The organism is Enterobacter ludwigii, from assembly GCF_001750725.1.
Taxonomy (GTDB): Bacteria; Pseudomonadota; Gammaproteobacteria; order Enterobacterales; family Enterobacteriaceae; genus Enterobacter; species Enterobacter ludwigii.
In genome coordinates this window covers 562,706-579,955 of record NZ_CP017279.1, presented here as the reverse complement: position 1 = coordinate 579,955, position 17,250 = coordinate 562,706, and the positions used below count along the sequence as shown (strand labels likewise).

The window sequence follows — 17,250 nt, the reverse complement described above, 5'->3', positions numbered from 1 at the left end:
ATATTGCGTTAGCTATCACGCTTTTAAAACGTATGACCCTTACGACATGAAATGGCCCTGCAGCCGGTATCGATTTCCCGGGAACAGCAGTCTGGCATGCGACACAATATGCAACGAAGACCAGGTACGGCGACGAATGAGCAGGCAAGGATCGTGCTCTTTGATCCGCAACAGTTCGCACTCCTGCGGCGTAGCGCGAACTGCTTCCACAATATGTTCCCCTTCCGTCAGCGGCGCGATGAGCGAAAGATAGGCATGCGGTGTGGTCTGGGTGTAATCCTGATCCAGGTACTCGGGCACCCGATCGGCGTTCACGCAGCGATCTTCAATCTGCACCGGGATGTCGTTTTCATAATGCACCATCACGGAATGAAAGATGCGGCTTCCCTCTTTGACATTCAGCTCCACGGCCTGCTCAGCGCTGGCCTGTGTCTCTTCGAGCACCAGCACTTCACAGTGGTGCTGATGGTTACGCGAGGCTATCTCATCGGCAATACTTCTGATCTCAAACAGCGCTGATTGCCCTTTCGGCTCCGCAACGAAGGTTCCGACCCCCTGCAGACGCACCAGAAGGCCCTCATCGGTCAGCTCGCGCAGCGCCCGGTTGATGGTCATTCGGCTAAAACCAAACTGTGCGACCAGTTCGGCCTCGGACGGAATGCGATCGTGCGGCCGCCAGACGCCGGTTGCGATTTTTTCGCTGATGGCCTGCTTCACCTTTTCATAGAAAGGCGCGGGAGGGCTGGACTGCGACAGCGGTGAGCGTGAAAACATCCTGACTCCTTAAACGTTGTTATGCCCACCAGTGAGCAATTTGCCAGGCCAGACGAGCGGCAAGCTTTGCCCCCTGTCCGTCCCGATCGTACTGCGGGTTAAATTCTACCAGATCGGCAGCCTGCAGTTTTCCACTGCGGCAGATATGTTCAATCACCGGCAGAAGATCCAGCGCGGGTACCCCTAACGCCGCGGGCGCTGAGACGGCTGGCATTTCGCCAGCAGGCAAAACATCGAGGTCAATGGTGAGGTAAACGCGGTCGGCCTGGGCCAGAATCTTGTCCAGAGCCGATAACGCATCTCGCCTGAAATGAAGGTCTTCCACCAGCGTGACGTTTAGTCGCTCAGCTTCATCCCACAGCGCCTGCGTGTTCGCCGCCCGGCTGACGCCCAGGCAGGCATACTGAAAATCGCGCGCCTGTTCCGCACAGTAGTGTGCCAGCTGACGAAACGGCGTGCCGGAGGTCGCGTGGTCCGCCTTGCGCAGGTCAAGGTGTGCATCCAGGTTTATCACCACCACGCGCGCGTTCGGGAAAGCATCCAGAACCCCGCGGCCATGCGCCCAGGCGGTCTCGTGTCCCCCGCCAAAAACCAGCGTACGCATGCCGGACTGCTGGCAGGCCTGCACGGCATCGCTTAACGCCCGCTGAGCCGCTTCCAGATTATCGCCCTCGACATACACCGACCCCATATCTACCAGCCGGTCATGTCCATGATGACTTGCCATGTTCGCCAGCGCTTTGCGAAGCACCTCCGGGGCCTGTACGGCGCCGGGCCTGCCCTGATTGCGTTTTACCCCTTCATCACATTCAAACCCTATCAAAGCGATGCCGGACGACTGAGGGGTAAATACCGGCATCTGTCGCAGGGTCTGAAAAATACGTTTTGCATTGCTGGCCTCGGCGCTGTCGTCACGCCCCTGCCAGACGGTCTCGGCAACCGGCCGCCAGAGTCTCATACGCTCTCCCCACGGAAAATACGTTGATACAACGGATTACGTCCCGGCTCATAGACCATTTCGACCGGGTGATGTGCATCCCAGACGACAAAGTCAGCCACGAATCCAGCCTGCAGCTGCCCGTGCGTGGCCCCGCGTCCCAGCGCCTGGGCAGCATGTCGCGTCACGCCAGCCCAGGCCTCTTCAGGCGTCAGGCCAAACTGCACGCAGGCCATATTCATCGCGAGATGAATACTCGCGAACGGGCTGGTGCCGGGGTTATAGTCGGTGGCGACAGCCATGGGAACGCCCTCTTTTCTGAGCTGTTCAACCGGCGGACGCTGGCGCTCCTGAAGAAAATAGAACGCCCCCGGCAGTAATACCGCAACCGTGCCGTTGTGCGCCATCGCCTGAACACCGTCATCGTCGAGATATTCAATATGATCGGCGGAAAGCCCCTTAAAGCGGCTGACCAGCGCCGCGCCGCCAAGATTTGAAAGCTGTTCCACGTGTCCTTTGACCGGAATCCCCAGGGCAGTGGCAGCGCGGAAAAGCCGCTCGGTTTGCGCTGGCGTGAAGCCGACATTTTCGCAAAACACATCCACGGCTTCGAATAAGCCTTTTTGCCACAGCGTGGGCATCATCTGCTCGCACACCCTGGTGAGATACGCGTCCGCGTCGTGGCGGTATTCCGCCGGAACCGCATGCGCAGCCAGAAGCGTTGGGCTGATCTCTACCGGATTGTTCTGGCCCAGCTGGCGGGCGACCTGCAGCATCTTCTCTTCCGCTTCGGCGTTGAGACCATATCCCGACTTGATTTCAACCGTGGTCACCCCTTCATCGATCAGCCGCTGCAGACGCTTTTGCGCCAGCCTGAGCAGGGTCTCGGGCGAACTGCTCCGCGTCGCCGTCACGGTCGCGTTAATCCCGCCGCCCTGCGCGCTGATGGTTTGATAAGAGACGCCGTTCAGACGCTGCTCCCACTCTGCCGCACGATCGCCACCGAACACCAGGTGGGTATGGCAGTCAATCAGCCCGGGGGTGACCAGACGACCGTGCAGATCGACACAGTGACGGTGGCCGGAAGGGATGTCGGATTCGGGAATAACGGCCAGAATCGTCTGGCCGCGCACCACCAGGGCGTGCTGCGCTTTCAGGCCATAAGGCGTGCGGTCGTCCGGGATCATTGTCGCCAGTCGCGCATTGCGCCATATTACATCGTCGGGATGAAGCTGCTGCATGGGCATTCCACTTGTCATGGGTTGTATAGACATTTATTTTCATCTGCCCCCTGCTGTCAACCGCTCTGGCGGAAAATGTTATTTATTTGTGATGACTTTCCCGCCTCCCGCGGGTAAAAAATGCATCTTTTACCCTTTTTATCTTCCCGTTTCGCTCAACTTAGTATAAAAAAGCAGGCTATTTCGTCTATCCCGTTAAGACTTGCATACCCAGGAGCTTTACCTTGAACATTTCCAGGATTTCCCGTCTGGCGTTAGCGCTCGCCTTTGGCGTGACATTATCCGCATGCAGTTCTACCCCACCGGACCAGCAGCCTTCTGAGCAGGTTGCACCGGGTACCGCCTCTCGCCCGATTTTGTCCGCTGATGAAGCGAAGAACTTTGACCGTGCACACTACTTCTCGGCGATGGACCCTAACGCTGCGCCGTGGACACCGTCTTCTATTAACCTGCCGAAACAACCTGACTTCGTTGTCGGTCCGGCAGGTACGCAGGGCGTGACCCACACAACGATTCAGGCTGCGGTTGACGCGGCTATCACCAAACACAGCGCCTCTCGCCAGTACATCGCGATCCTGCCTGGGGAATATGAAGGCACCGTTTACGTTCCGGCAGCACCGGGCAGCATCACCCTCTACGGGACAGGCGAGAAAGCGGTCGACGTGAAAATTGGTCTGGCGATTGATTCTGAAATCGACAGCAACACCTGGCGTCGCCTGGTCAACCCGGCGGGTAAATACATGCCAGGCAAACCGGCGTGGTACATGTTTGACAACTGCCAGAGCAAGCGTGCTGCCACCATCGGCGTGATGTGTTCGGCGGTCGTCTGGTCTCAGAATAATGGCCTGCAGCTGCAGAACCTGACCATTCAGAATACCCTGGGCGATAGCGTTGATGCGGGTAACCACCAGGCCGTTGCACTGCGTAGCGATGGCGATAAAGTGCAGATCAACAACGTGAATATTCTCGGCCGTCAGAACACCTTCTTCGTGACGAACAGCGGTGTTCAGAACACGCTGCAGAATAACCGTCTGACCCGTACGCTGGTCATTAAAAGCTACGTTGAAGGTGACGTGGATCTGGTCTCCGGTCGCGGCGCGGTGGTGTTTGAGAACACCGATTTCCGCGTGGTGAATTCACGCACTCAGCAGGAAGGTTATGTGTTTGCCCCTGCCACGCAATCTAACCTGTTCTACGGCTTCCTGGCGGTTAACAGCCGCTTTAACGCGTCCGGTGACGGCGTCGCGCAGCTGGGCCGCTCGCTGGATGTGGACTCTGCCACCAACGGTCAGGTTGTTATTCGTGACAGCGTGATCAACGAAGGTTTCAACATGGCTAAGCCATGGGCCGATGCCGCTATCTCCAAACGTCCTTTCTCCGGCAATACCGGTAGCGTGGATGATAAAGGTAACGTGCAGCGCAACCTGAATGACGCTAACTTCAACCGCATGTGGGAATACAACAACCGCGGTCTGGGTAGCAAAGTGGTTGCTGAGCCTAAGCAATAAAAGAATGCGTTGATGTCTTTTGCTGTACTCGCCCGGTGCCCACCGGGCATAAAAAAACCTCGCATTTGCGAGGTTTTTTGTTTTAAGCCTTTTAGTGTGCGTTTACCACCACCCACATTGGCCCCTGGCCGACGGCGTAACGCCCTTTCTCTTCCAGCAGCCCCTGCGCACCTTTGATTTCGTATAGCGCGATGTGGTGGGATTTTTGCCCCGCCGCAATCAGGTATTTACCGCTGTGATCGATATTAAACCCGCGTGGCTGGGTTTCGGTAGGCTGGAAACCTTCAATCGCCAGCACGCTACCGTCTTCAGAAACGCTGAATACCGTAATCAGGCTGGAGGTACGGTCGCAGGCATACAGATGACGCCCATCCGGTGTGATGTGAATATCAGCCGCCCAGCGGGTGTCAGAGAAGTCAGACGGCATCATATCCAGCGTCTGCACGCACTCAATCTTGCCGTTAGGATCTTTCAGTTCCCATACGTCCACAGAACTGTTCAGCTCGTTCACCACATAGGCGTACTGTTGGTTCGGGTGGAACACCAGATGGCGCGGGCCCGCGCCCTCAACGGTGGTCACTTCTGCAGGATTCTGCGCCACCAGGTGACCGTCATCGCTCAGGGTAAACAGGCAGATACGATCCTGTTTCAGCGCAGGGACCCACAGCGTACGGTTATCCGGAGAAATATTCGCCGAGTGGCAACCTTCCAGCCCGTCAACCACATCCACGGTTTCAACCGGTAGGCCCGCTTCCAGGCGCGTTACGCTGACACAGCCGGCATTGTAAGAGCCGCTGAAGATGAAGTTGCCTTTGCGATCGGTGGAGATATGCGTTGGGCTGCCCGGTAAAGGTGCTTCCGCAGTGTAAGTCAGCGCGCCGTCGTCCGGCGAGATACGGTAGGCCAGCACGCGAAACTCCGGGCGCACACCCACGTACAAGAAACGTTTATCCGGGCTGATAACCATCGGCTGCACCTGACCTGGCACATCAACAACCTGAACCAGCGTGAGGGTACCCTCGGTATTTAAACGCCAGACGTGGATCTGCTGGCTTTCAGGACTGGCGGTATAAACGGTTTGTTTCATGAATATTCACTCCTCACTGCGCATGAAAGTAGTTAACTTTTGACGGTGAATGCTGAATTGTCATCGGGAATTTTGAAGCCTTTGCCTCTCGGTGTACCATCCCTTCAGAACGTAAATTCAATATTAACCCGGAAAAACAAATGACCTCGCGTGTAATTGCTCTGGATTTAGACGGTACCTTACTTACTCCGCAGAAAACCCTTCTCCCCTCTTCCCTTGAAGCACTCAAACGCGCGCAGGAAGTGGGATATCAACTCCTTATCGTAACGGGTCGACATCACGTTGCCATTCATCCTTTTTATCAGGCACTGGCGTTAGATACACCTGCAATTTGTTGTAATGGCACTTATTTGTATGATTATCAGGCAAAAAAGGTTTTAGAATCCGATCCGCTGCCCGTGCCTCAGGCGCTGCAATTGATTGATCTGCTTGATGAGCATGCCATTCACGGCCTGATGTACGTGGATAACGCAATGGTGTATGAACGTCCGACAGGCCACGTGATCCGCACCAGCAACTGGGCACTGTCTCTGCCTGAAGCGCAGCGTCCGGTCTTTACCCAGGTTTCCTCCCTGCGCCAGGCGGCTCAGGATGTCGATGCTATCTGGAAATTTGCGCTGACGGATGAAGATACCACCAAACTGAATGCCTTCGCGACGCACGTTGAACAAACGCTGGGTCTGGAGTGCGAGTGGTCCTGGCACGACCAGGTCGATATCGCCCGCAAAGGCAACAGCAAAGGCAAACGTCTGACACAGTTCGTGGAGTCTCAGGGCGGGTCAATGCAGGATGTGATTGCCTTTGGCGATAACTACAACGACATCAGCATGCTGGAGGCCGCCGGTACAGGCGTGGCAATGGGCAACGCCGACGATGCGGTAAAAGCGCGTGCTAACGTCGTGATTGGTGATAACACCACCGACAGCATCGCGCAGTATATTTATACCCACCTGCTGTAATCAGGTGGTGATGGAGACGCTCTTGATTTGCGCGTAAAGCCACAGGCCAGGCTTGATCCCTAACTCATCTCTGGCCCACGGACTGATGCGCGCCCAGAGCGTCTTGCTGCCCACCTCGAGCTTCACCTCAACCTGACCGTTATCATCAAAACACTCCGCCACTTTCGCGCGCAGGATATTGCGAATACTGGTCTGCAGCGGCGCTTGCAGCACCAGAGAGACATCTGAAGCCTGAATACGTATACGCAACGCAGACTGCAGCGGTTTGTCGATTTTGTTGACCCACAAATGCTGGTCGCCCAGCGCCAGTGCGGTCATCGCATAGTGCGGGTGGTGTTCCAGCACGCTCACCTTAAGGATGCTGCTCTGCTGCTCCTTCGGTAACCACGGGTGCATCACGCTGCTGCCCCACACCTCTTCCAGATGACCGAATGCCTTAACGCTGCCCTCTTCCAGTACCAGCACTTTATCGGCCAGATGCAGGATCTCATCCAGCGAGTGGCTGACGTAGAGCATCGGGATATTGATTTCACGCGCAAGGCGCTGAAGATAGGGCAGCAGTTCACGTTTTCGCGGAATATCCAGCGAGGCCAGCGGTTCGTCGAGCAACAGCAGTTCTGGCGCGGTGAGCAACGCGCGGCCTATCGCCACGCGCTGTTTTTCACCACCAGAAAGCGATGAAGGGAGCCGGTCCAGCAGTGACTCAATGCCCAGCAGCGCCACCAGCTTATCAAATTGCGCGGCCATGCTTTTGGCCATGCCGTAGCGAAGATTACCGCGCACGCTGTAATGCGGAAATAATCGCGCATCCTGAAAAACATAACCAATTCGCCGCTTATCCGGTGCCAGGTAAATTTTGTTCTCAACGTCGTTTAAGACACGATCGTTGAGCACAATCCGTCCGGACTGCGGCCGCGTCAGTCCGCTGATGGCATTGATCAATGAGGTTTTCCCTGCACCTGATACGCCAAAGATGGCGGTAATGCCGCTCGCAGGCAGCGTCTCGTTAAGGGTCAGGGTATGATTTCCCAGCGTCTGGGTGAACTGAAGTTCGAGCATGACTATTTCCCCATCCGCTCGCGACTGAGTCGCGCCAGCCATTCCGAAACCAGCAGCGAGACCAGCGCCAGCACAATTGAGATGATGCACAGCCGCGCCGCGGCACCTTCTCCACCCGGCGTCTGGATCAGGGTGTACATTGCTGACGGGATCGTCCGCGTCTCACCGGGGATATTCGACACAAAGGTAATCGTGGCACCAAACTCACCCAGCGAGCGGGCGAACGCCAGTACCGTGCCGACAATAATGCCCGGCAGCGTAAGCGGGAGCGTGATGGTGAAAAAGACGCGCCAGCGCCCGGCACCCAGCGTGCGGGCAGCCTGTTCCAGTTTGATATCAACCCCTTCCAGCGCCAGGCGAATGGCCCTCACCATCAGCGGGAATGACATCACCGCCGCCGCCAGTACCGCCCCTCGCCAGCTAAACGCAAACGTCAGCCCAAACCAGTCATATAACCATTCGCCAATAAAACCGCGCCGCCCCATCGACACCAGCAGCAGGTAACCAACCACCACCGGTGGCAACACGAGGGGAAGATGAAGAACGCTATCCAGCAGGGCTTTGCCGGGAAACCTACAGCGAACCAGTAACCAGGCAAAGAAGATCCCAAAGGGCAAACTCAGCGCAACCGCCAGGGAAGAGACTTTCAGGCTCAGCAGGACAGCCTGCCATTCAGGATCGGTCAATATCATTAGTGAGTCGTAAATCCGTAACGTTTAAAGATTGCGGACGCTTCGGGTCCCTTCAGGTATTCGCTGAAGGCCGTCACGGTCGCATTTTTATGTCCATCAACAATTGCAACAGGATATTCCACTTTCTTGTGGGAGTCTTCCGGGAACGTACCAACCACTTTCACCCCTTTACTGGCGACGGCGTCCGACCCGTAGACTATCCCCAGCGGCGCTTCATTACGTTCAACCAGCGCCAGAGCACCGCGCACATCTTCAGCCGGAGCCAGTGTGGGCGATAACGTCTCCCAGGCACCCAGTTTTTGCAATGCTTCTTTGGCGTAGATCCCCGCCGGTACATGCTCCGGATCGCCAACGGCCAGGCGTCCTCCGATCAGCAACCGGGTCCAGGGGGTCTCGTTGTTGATAGTGATTTCGCCTTGCTTACTGGCTTTCGGCGCCACCACGACGAGGCTATTCCCCAGCAATGTTTCGCGGGTTGTCGCATCAATCGATTTCTTTTCAGCCGCGTAATCCATCCACTTCTGGTCTGCAGAGATGAACAGATCGGCCGGCGCTCCCGCTTCAATCTGACGTGCCAGCGTCGATGAAGAAGCAAAAGAGGAGACCACCTCGACGTTCTTCTCTTTTTTATACGCTGTCGCAATATCCTGCATCGCGTTAGTCAACGACGCCGCCGCAAAGACGGTAATTTTACCCTCGTTAGCCAGCGCGTGTCCGCTCAGCGAAAGTGTCAGCGTTGCCCCTGCGAAAAGGCGTACCCATGTACGTGCCATTTGTAGCTCCTGTGAGTATCGTTATATACACACTAATATAACGGTAACTCCGGGGAGATCCCAGCGTTAAATCTTACCGCTCAAGGGGTACAGCAAGCTGATGCTTTAAATAATATCGGCGAGAAAGGGAAATACTTGAGAGCAAAACGCCCGGGCAAGCCGGGCGTTTCGGGGGGAAATTAATGCTGCTTTTTAGCCTGGTCTCTGTGACCAATGTTCGAAAATACGTTGAACACTTCACCCAGGCCGTAGATGGCACCGAGGATAACGGCCATCACTACTGGTACCATGATCACGGCGAATACCAGACTTTTCAACAATTCCAACATGGTTTTCTCCAGATATTGTGAATGGCTTATTCTACCCTGAAAAGTGAGAAAAACATCCCCTTTTGTGCGGTGCCCTTTGCGACCTTCGCCATTTGGGTCACAATGCACTTTTTGCCAGGACAGTGTTATGCAGGCCGAAATTCTCCTCACTCTACGACTACAGCAGAAGCTTTTCGCCGATCCGCGACGTATCGCCCTGCTTAAACAAATAGAACAAACCGGTTCAATAAGCCAGGGGGCTAAGAACGCTGGCATTAGCTATAAAAGCGCCTGGGATGCCATCAACGACATGAACACCCTGAGCGAGCAAACGCTGGTTGACCGGGCCACGGGCGGCAAAGGCGGTGGAGGTGCGATCCTGACACGTTACGGCCAGCGCCTGGTTCAGCTGTATGATCTGCTGGCGCAGATCCAGCAAAAAGCGTTTGATGTGTTAAGTGACGACGATAATCTCCCGCTGGACAGCCTGCTGGCTGCCATTTCCCGCTTTTCGCTGCAAACCAGCGCCCGTAACCAGTGGTTTGGTACGGTGATGGCGGGCGATAACGCCCAGGTGCAGCGTCATATTGAGATCCTGCTTGCCGATGGAACAACCCGTCTGAAAGCCGCGATTACCGCACAAAGCGCAGACCGGCTGGCGCTGAATGAAGGTAAAGAGGTGCTGGTGTTACTGAAAGCGCCATGGGTGAATATCACTGCCGATGCCGAAAAAGCAAAAGCCGCTGATAACCAGCTACGCGGTGCCATCCGCCACGTTGAACGCGGTGAAGAGCAGTGTGAAGTACTGATGACCCTGCCGGACGGGCAAGAACTCTGCGCAACCCTTCCCCTCAGCGATGCCGCAGAATTAGAAGAAGGTGCTGTGGTGACCGCATATTTCAACGCCGACCGGGTGATTATCGCCACATTGTGCTGAGCACATTGACAAGCGTGTCGACAGTGAGTATCCCTGACATCTGTTGCTGCAAAAAATGGGATAAGTCATGTCATCATTGCATATTTCGCAAGGCACGTTTCGTCTTAGCGACACCCGAACGCTGACGATTTCTGATTTAACAATACGCGCCGGTGAAAGCTGGGCGTTTGTCGGTACAAACGGAAGCGGGAAATCAGCGCTGGCCCGTGCGCTGAGCGGAGAGCTCGCGCACCTTAAAGGTGAATACCAGTGTAACTTTACGCGCCTGACGCGCCTGTCATTTGAACAGCTGCAAAAGCTGGTGAGCGATGAATGGCAGCGCAATAACACCGATTTACTCAGCCCGGGCGAAGAGGATACGGGCCGCACGACGGCAGACATTATTCAGGATGAGGTCAACAATCCTGCCCGTTGTGCGTATCTGGCAGAACAGTTTGGCATCACTTCCCTGCTGAACCGGCGCTTTAAATACCTCTCGACCGGTGAAACCCGGAAAACGCTGCTGTGTCAGGCGCTGATGAGCGAGCCGGAACTGTTGATTCTGGATGAACCGTTCGACGGTCTCGACGTGCAGTCCCGCGCACAGCTGGCCACCCTGCTCGGCTCGCTTAACCAGCAGGGCTATACGCTGGTACTGGTGCTTAACCGTTTTGATGAAATTCCTGAGTTTATTCAGAACGCTGGCGTGCTCGCTGACTGCAACCTGACTGAAACCGGCGAAAAATCGGCGTTACTTAAGCAGGCGTTAATTGCCCAGCTGGCGCACAGTGAAAACCTGGACGGCATCACGCTGCCGGAACCGGACGCACCTTCTGCCCGCCACGCGTTAGATCCCCACCAGCCGCGCATCGTACTGCGTGATGGCGTGGTAGCGTATGACGATCGACCGATCCTTAATCATCTCAGCTGGACGGTCAACCCGGGTGAACACTGGCAAATTGTTGGCCCCAACGGCGCGGGAAAATCAACGCTGCTGAGCCTGATCACCGGCGATCACCCTCAGGGCTACAGTAACGATCTCACCCTGTTTGGCCGCCGCCGCGGAAGCGGTGAAACGATCTGGGATATCAAAAAGCATATCGGCTATGTCAGCAGCAGCCTGCATCTGGATTACCGGGTCAGCACCACGGTGCGCAATGTGATCCTGTCCGGGTATTTTGATTCCATCGGCATTTATCAGGCGGTCTCGGACAAACAGCATAAGCTGGCCCAGCAGTGGCTGGATATTCTGGGGATGGATAACCGGGTCGCTGACGCGCCGTTTCATAGCCTTTCATGGGGACAGCAGCGTCTGGCGCTGATCGTTCGCGCGCTGGTGAAACACCCGACCCTTCTGATCCTCGACGAACCGCTACAGGGGCTGGACCCATTAAACCGCCAGCTGATCCGGCGTTTTGTGGATGTCCTGATTAGCGAAGGCGAAACGCAGCTGCTGTTCGTTTCCCATCATGCCGAAGATGCCCCGTCCTGCATTACGCATCGCCTCGAGTTTGTGCCCGACGGTGAACGCTATCAGTACCTGCTGAGCAAAATCGATTAACCCCGGAGGGCTCTGCCCCTCCGTTTTTTCGGATAACCTGCACAAAGACTTCCCTATCCCTTTGATCTACAATGTCGCATTGCCGCCAAAAAACGGTTTTCAAAAGCAGTGTAAACGATTCCACTATTTTATCCCATGTCACACTTTTCGCGTCTCTGTTATGCTATGGTTATTACATACCATAAGCCCAATGGAGCGAAATATGCGAGTTCTGGTAACAGGTGGTAGCGGTTACATTGGTAGTCATACCTGCGTGCAGCTGCTGCAAAATGGTCATGATGTCATCATCCTCGACAACCTGTGCAATAGTAAGCGCAGCGTGCTGCCTGTGATTGAACGTCTTGGCGGTAAACAACCGACCTTCGTGGAAGGCGACATCCGCAATGAAGCGTTGATGACCGAGATCCTTCACGACCATGCCATTGAGACGGTGATCCATTTCGCCGGCCTGAAAGCGGTGGGTGAATCCGTCGCGAAACCGCTGGAGTATTACGACAACAACGTCAACGGTACCCTGCGTTTGATCTCCGCCATGCGCGCAGCGAACGTCAAAAACTTTATCTTCAGCTCTTCCGCAACCGTCTACGGCGATCAGCCAAAAATCCCTTACGTTGAAAGCTTCCCGACCGGTACGCCGCAAAGCCCGTATGGCAAAAGCAAACTGATGGTGGAGCAGATCCTCACCGATCTGCAAAAAGCACAGCCTGAATGGAGCATCGCCTTGCTGCGCTACTTCAACCCGGTTGGCGCCCATCCGTCAGGCGATATGGGTGAAGATCCACAGGGCATCCCCAATAACCTGATGCCGTACATCGCCCAGGTGGCCGTTGGCCGCCGTGAGTCTCTGGCTATTTTCGGTAATGATTATCCAACCGAAGACGGTACCGGTGTGCGTGATTATATCCACGTCATGGATCTGGCCGACGGCCACGTGGCGGCAATGCAGCAGCTGGCCGATAAGCCAGGCGTGCATATTTACAACCTCGGCGCCGGGATCGGCAGCAGCGTGCTGGACGTCGTGAATGCCTTCAGTAAGGCCTGCGGTAAGCCTGTGAATTATCACTTCGCACCGCGCCGTGAAGGCGACCTCCCGGCTTACTGGGCCGATGCCTCCAAAGCCGATAAAGAGCTTAACTGGCGTGTCACCCGCACGCTTGATGAAATGGCACAGGATACCTGGCACTGGCAGTCTCGCCATCCACAAGGTTATCCGGACTAAGGATCCGTCATGACTTCGTTCAATCCCGTCGATCATCCGCATCGTCGTTTTAACCCGCTAAGCGGGCAATGGATTTTGGTTTCTCCGCATCGCGCCAAGCGCCCCTGGCAGGGGGCGCAAGAGACGCCTGCAAAACAGACGCTTCCCCAGCACGACCCGGACTGCTTCCTGTGTCCGGGCAACACGCGTGTGACGGGCGATAAAAACCCGGACTACAAAGGCACCTTCGTTTTCACCAACGATTTTGCCGCCCTGATGACCGACACGCCCGACGCGCCGGATAGCCAGGACCCGCTGATGCGCTGTGAAAGCGCACGCGGCACCAGCCGTGTTATCTGTTTCTCACCCGACCACAGCAAAACGCTGCCGGAGCTGAGTGTTGACGCGCTGAAAGAGGTCGTCAGCACCTGGCAGACGCAAACTGCTGAACTGGGCCAGACCTACCCGTGGGTACAAGTGTTCGAAAACAAGGGCGCGGCAATGGGCTGCTCTAACCCGCACCCGCACGGTCAGATCTGGGCCAACAGTTTCCTGCCAAACGAAGCCGAGCGTGAAGACCGTCTGCAAAAAGCCTATTTCGCGGAAAACGGATCGCCGATGCTGGTGGATTACACCCGTCGTGAACTGGCCGATGGCAGCCGAACGGTGGTGGAAACCGAACATTGGCTGGCCGTCGTACCTTACTGGGCAGCATGGCCATTTGAGACGCTGCTTCTGCCAAAAGCACAGGTTATGCGCATCACCGATCTGAGCGACGCACAGCGCGATGACCTCGCCCTGGCACTGAAGAAACTGACCAGCCGTTATGACAACCTGTTCCAGTGCTCCTTCCCCTACTCAATGGGCTGGCATGGCGCTCCGTTTAACGGTGAAGAGAATCAACACTGGCAGTTGCATGCCCATTTCTATCCGCCGCTGCTGCGCTCTGCGACGGTACGTAAATTCATGGTGGGCTATGAAATGCTGGCAGAAACCCAGCGTGACCTGACGGCAGAACAGGCTGCAGAACGCCTGCGTGCTGTGAGTGACGTCCATTATCGCGAATCAGGAGTCTAAAAAATGAGTCTGAAAGATAAAACACAATCCCTGTTTGCTGAGAAATTTGGCTACCCTGCCACCCATGTCATTCAGGCGCCTGGCCGCGTGAACCTGATTGGTGAACATACCGACTATAACGATGGTTTCGTTCTGCCGTGCGCCATTGATTACCAGACGGTCATTAGCTGCGCTAAGCGCGATGATCGCAAAGTCCGCGTTATTGCAGCGGATTACAACAATGAGACGGATGAGTTTTCCCTCGATGCACCCATCGTTACCCACGACAGCCAGCAATGGTCTAACTACGTGCGCGGCGTGGTAAAACACCTGCAGAAACGTAATAAAAACGTGGGCGGCGCTGATCTGGTCATCAGCGGAAACGTGCCTCAGGGCGCCGGGTTAAGCTCGTCCGCGTCGCTGGAAGTCGCCGTGGGTACCGTCTTCCAGCAGCTTTATCATCTGCCGCTGGACGGGGCACAAATCGCCCTGAATGGTCAGGAAGCGGAAAACCAGTTTGTGGGCTGTAACTGCGGCATCATGGACCAGCTGATCTCTGCGCTGGGTAAAAAAGAGCATGCCTTGCTTATCGACTGCCGCTCTCTGGGCACCAAAGCCGTTCCCTTGCCAAAAGGCGCAGCTGTGGTAATTATTAACAGCAACTTTAAACGCACGCTGGTGGGCAGTGAGTACAACACCCGCCGCGAGCAGTGTGAGACCGGCGCACGCTTCTTCCAGCAACCTGCGCTGCGTGACGTTTCGCTCAACGAGTTCAATAAAGTGGCGCACGAACTGGATCCGGTAGTGGCGAAACGCGTTCGTCATGTGCTGACGGAAAATGCCCGTACCGTTGAAGCGGCGTCCGCGCTGGCGAAAGGCGACCTGAAACGTATGGGTGAACTGATGGCAGAATCTCACGCCTCCATGCGCGACGATTTTGAAATCACCGTTCCGCAAATCGATACCCTGGTGGACATCGTCAAAGCCGCGATTGGCGATAAAGGCGGCGTGCGCATGACCGGCGGCGGCTTCGGTGGCTGCATTGTTGCCCTGATGCCGGAAGAGCTCGTCCCTGCCGTCCAGCAGGCGGTGGAAAAACAGTACGAAGCGAAAACAGGTATTAAAGAAACTTTCTACGTGTGTAAAGCATCACAAGGAGCAGGACAGTGCTAAACGAAACGCCAACCCTTGCCCCGGATGGCCTGCCGTATCGCCTGTTAACCCTGCGCAACAGCGCAGGAATGGTGGTTACGTTAATGGACTGGGGTGCCACTTTGCTATCCGCTCGCGTACCAATGCCTGATGGCAGCGTACGTGAAACCCTGCTTGGCTGCGCGTCGCCTGAGCAGTATGTCAATCAGTCCGCCTATCTTGGCGCGTCTGTCGGCCGTTATGCTAACCGCATCGCGAAAAGCGCTTTCGAACTTGATGGCGAGCGTTACTCGCTGCTTTCCAGTCAGGGCGAAAACCAGTTGCACGGTGGACCTGAAGGGTTCGATAAGCGCCGCTGGAAAATCGTTCAGCAAAACGACCGCGAAGTGCTGTTCTCACTGGACTCGCGTGACGGTGACCAGGGATTCCCCGGTAACCTCACCGCGTTCGCGCATTTCACGCTGACTGACGATAACCGTATCGCCATTGAATATCGCGCGAAAGTTGATAAGCCGTGCCCGGTCAATCTGACCAACCACGCTTATTTCAACCTGGACGGCAACCAGTGCGACGTGCGTAATCACACGCTCCAGATCCTGGCCGATGCCTATCTGCCGGTGGATGAAATGGGGATCCCGTATCAGGGACTCAAGGCCGTCAGCGATACCAGCTTTGATTTCCGCAGCGGAAAAACCATCGCGCAGGATTTCCTGAGCGATGACGATCAGCGCAAGGTGAAAGGCTATGACCACGCGTTCCTGCTGCAGGCGAAAGGTGATGTGACTCAGCCTGCCGCGCAGGTCTGGTCTGCAGATGAGAAACTGCAGATGACGGTCTACACCACGGCCCCTGCCCTGCAATTCTATTCAGGCAACTACCTTGGCGGTACCACGGCACGCGAACATGAAGAGTACAGCGACTGGCAAGGTCTGGCGCTGGAAAGCGAGTTCCTGCCGGACAGCCCGAACCATCCAGAATGGCCACAGCCGGACTGTGTGCTGCGCCCGGGTGAAGAGTACGTTAGCGTGACAGAATATCATTTCATCCCGCATTCATAATTCCCAGCCCTCCTTGCGGAGGGCTTTTTCTCTCCGTGTTGCTGAAAATAGCGCCGATCGCAGACAAAATCATAACCCTGGATTCACAAGCATCTTACACTCAGAGACTATTTTCGCTATGGTTAGGGTTAAGCGTTGCTGCTGGCACTGTCACGGCAATATAATGAGAATTGTTATCATTCAATAAAGCTTATGAGGAGTACGATATGGCTGTAACTAAGCTGGTCCTGGTGCGTCATGGCGAAAGCCAGTGGAACAACGAAAACCGCTTTACCGGTTGGTACGACGTTGATCTGTCAGAAAAAGGCGTAAGCGAAGCAAAAGCAGCAGGTAAACTGCTGAAGGCTGAAGGCTTCAGCTTTGATTTTGCTTACACCTCTGTGCTGAAACGTGCCATCCATACACTGTGGAACGTTCTGGACGAACTGGATCAGGCCTGGCTGCCGGTTGAGAAATCCTGGAAACTGAACGAGCGTCACTACGGTGCGCTGCAGGGTCTGAACAAAGCGGAAACCGCTGAAAAATACGGTGATGAGCAGGTTAAACAGTGGCGTCGCGGCTTCGCGGTAACCCCACCAGAGCTGACCAAAGATGACGAGCGCTACCCGGGCCACGACCCGCGTTACGCGAAACTGACGGATGCTGAGCTGCCAACGACCGAGAGCCTGGCGCTGACCATCGACCGCGTTGTGCCTTACTGGAACGAAACCATTCTGCCACGCCTGAAAAGCGGCGAGCGCGTGATCATCGCAGCTCACGGTAACTCCCTGCGTGCGCTGGTGAAATACCTGGACAACATGGGTGAAGACGAGATCCTCGAACTGAACATCCCAACTGGCGTTCCGCTGGTGTATGAGTTCGACGAAAACTTCAAACCAATCAAACATTACTATCTGGGCAACGCTGATGAGATCGCTGCAAAAGCCGCGGCTGTAGCGAACCAGGGTAAAGCGAAATAATTTTCGCTGGAC

General features: G+C 55.7%; 17 protein-coding genes. 9 read left to right on the top strand and 8 right to left on the bottom strand.

Features of this window, described 5'->3' with window-relative positions:
- Positions 1-39 precede the first annotated feature (39 nt).
- The 3 genes from BH714_RS02715 to hutI are packed head-to-tail and all read right to left on the bottom strand — an operon-like array spanning position 40 to position 2,952.
- Complete coding sequence (locus tag BH714_RS02715; RefSeq protein WP_040016965.1) at positions 40-774, bottom strand: histidine utilization repressor; 735 nt, start codon at positions 772-774, stop codon at positions 40-42.
- A gap of 19 nt (positions 775-793) precedes the next feature.
- Positions 794-1,732: a formimidoylglutamase gene (gene hutG / locus BH714_RS02710; RefSeq protein ID WP_040016963.1), complete on the bottom strand. Its 939-nt coding sequence runs from the start codon at positions 1,730-1,732 to the stop codon at positions 794-796.
- Positions 1,729-2,952 (bottom strand): imidazolonepropionase, encoded by a 1,224-nt coding sequence (hutI, locus tag BH714_RS02705; RefSeq protein ID WP_040016961.1) that lies wholly within the window; start codon positions 2,950-2,952, stop codon positions 1,729-1,731. Before hutI ends, hutG begins: the two co-directional genes overlap by 4 nt.
- A gap of 224 nt (positions 2,953-3,176) precedes the next feature.
- On the opposite strand from hutI, the gene BH714_RS02700 reads away from it, so the two are divergent.
- Complete coding sequence (locus BH714_RS02700; RefSeq protein ID WP_040016959.1) at positions 3,177-4,460, top strand: putative acyl-CoA thioester hydrolase; 1,284 nt, start codon at positions 3,177-3,179, stop codon at positions 4,458-4,460.
- A 91-nt stretch (positions 4,461-4,551) separates the two neighbouring features.
- On the opposite strand, the gene pgl is transcribed toward BH714_RS02700, so the two are convergent.
- Complete coding sequence (gene pgl, locus BH714_RS02695) at positions 4,552-5,547, bottom strand: 6-phosphogluconolactonase (protein WP_032677711.1); 996 nt, start codon at positions 5,545-5,547, stop codon at positions 4,552-4,554.
- A 140-nt stretch (positions 5,548-5,687) separates the two neighbouring features.
- On the opposite strand from pgl, the gene BH714_RS02690 reads away from it, so the two are divergent.
- Positions 5,688-6,506 (top strand): pyridoxal phosphatase, encoded by an 819-nt coding sequence (locus tag BH714_RS02690; RefSeq protein WP_025204641.1) that lies wholly within the window; start codon positions 5,688-5,690, stop codon positions 6,504-6,506.
- Here BH714_RS02690 and modC read toward each other — a convergent pair whose 3' ends face one another.
- The 4 genes from modC to BH714_RS02670 all read right to left on the bottom strand — a co-directional run bounded on the left by modC (position 6,507) and on the right by BH714_RS02670 (position 9,359).
- Positions 6,507-7,565, bottom strand: coding sequence for a molybdenum ABC transporter ATP-binding protein ModC (gene modC / locus BH714_RS02685; RefSeq protein WP_040016958.1), 1,059 nt, complete (start codon positions 7,563-7,565; stop codon positions 6,507-6,509).
- 2 nt (positions 7,566-7,567) lie between these two features.
- Positions 7,568-8,257, bottom strand: a complete 690-nt coding sequence (modB, locus tag BH714_RS02680) for a molybdate ABC transporter permease subunit (protein WP_040016957.1) — start codon at positions 8,255-8,257, stop codon at positions 7,568-7,570.
- The gene (gene modA, locus BH714_RS02675; RefSeq protein WP_040016956.1) at positions 8,257-9,030 is read right to left on the bottom strand and encodes a molybdate ABC transporter substrate-binding protein; all 774 of its coding nucleotides are present in this window, start codon (positions 9,028-9,030) and stop codon (positions 8,257-8,259) included. Before modA ends, modB begins: the two co-directional genes overlap by 1 nt.
- A gap of 179 nt (positions 9,031-9,209) precedes the next feature.
- Positions 9,210-9,359, bottom strand: a complete 150-nt coding sequence (locus BH714_RS02670; RefSeq protein WP_020884948.1) for an AcrZ family multidrug efflux pump-associated protein — start codon at positions 9,357-9,359, stop codon at positions 9,210-9,212.
- 127 nt (positions 9,360-9,486) lie between these two features.
- Between BH714_RS02670 and modE the strand changes: the two genes are divergently transcribed.
- The 7 genes from modE (at position 9,487) to gpmA (ending at position 17,238) form a co-directional block, all read left to right on the top strand.
- A complete protein-coding gene (gene modE, locus BH714_RS02665; protein WP_025204643.1) occupies positions 9,487-10,275 on the top strand; it encodes a molybdenum-dependent transcriptional regulator in 789 nt (262 codons plus the stop codon).
- 67 nt (positions 10,276-10,342) lie between these two features.
- Positions 10,343-11,815 carry a molybdate ABC transporter ATP-binding protein ModF gene (gene modF / locus BH714_RS02660; protein ID WP_032677710.1) on the top strand — a complete coding sequence of 491 codons (1,473 nt, stop codon included), beginning with the start codon at positions 10,343-10,345 and terminating at the stop codon, positions 11,813-11,815.
- 202 nt (positions 11,816-12,017) lie between these two features.
- The gene (gene galE, locus BH714_RS02655; RefSeq protein WP_020884951.1) at positions 12,018-13,034 is read left to right on the top strand and encodes a UDP-glucose 4-epimerase GalE; all 1,017 of its coding nucleotides are present in this window, start codon (positions 12,018-12,020) and stop codon (positions 13,032-13,034) included.
- Positions 13,035-13,043: 9 nt separating this feature from the next.
- On the top strand, positions 13,044-14,090 hold the full coding sequence (galT, locus tag BH714_RS02650) for a galactose-1-phosphate uridylyltransferase (RefSeq protein ID WP_020884952.1): 1,047 nt from the start codon (positions 13,044-13,046) through the stop codon (positions 14,088-14,090).
- Between the two features lie 3 nt (positions 14,091-14,093).
- Positions 14,094-15,242 carry a galactokinase gene (gene galK, locus BH714_RS02645; protein WP_040016955.1) on the top strand — a complete coding sequence of 383 codons (1,149 nt, stop codon included), beginning with the start codon at positions 14,094-14,096 and terminating at the stop codon, positions 15,240-15,242.
- Positions 15,236-16,279 (top strand): galactose-1-epimerase, encoded by a 1,044-nt coding sequence (gene galM / locus BH714_RS02640; protein WP_014169196.1) that lies wholly within the window; start codon positions 15,236-15,238, stop codon positions 16,277-16,279. Before galK ends, galM begins: the two co-directional genes overlap by 7 nt.
- 206 nt (positions 16,280-16,485) lie before the next feature.
- Positions 16,486-17,238 carry a 2,3-diphosphoglycerate-dependent phosphoglycerate mutase gene (gpmA, locus tag BH714_RS02635; protein ID WP_020884954.1) on the top strand — a complete coding sequence of 251 codons (753 nt, stop codon included), beginning with the start codon at positions 16,486-16,488 and terminating at the stop codon, positions 17,236-17,238.
- Positions 17,239-17,250: the final 12 nt, after the last annotated feature.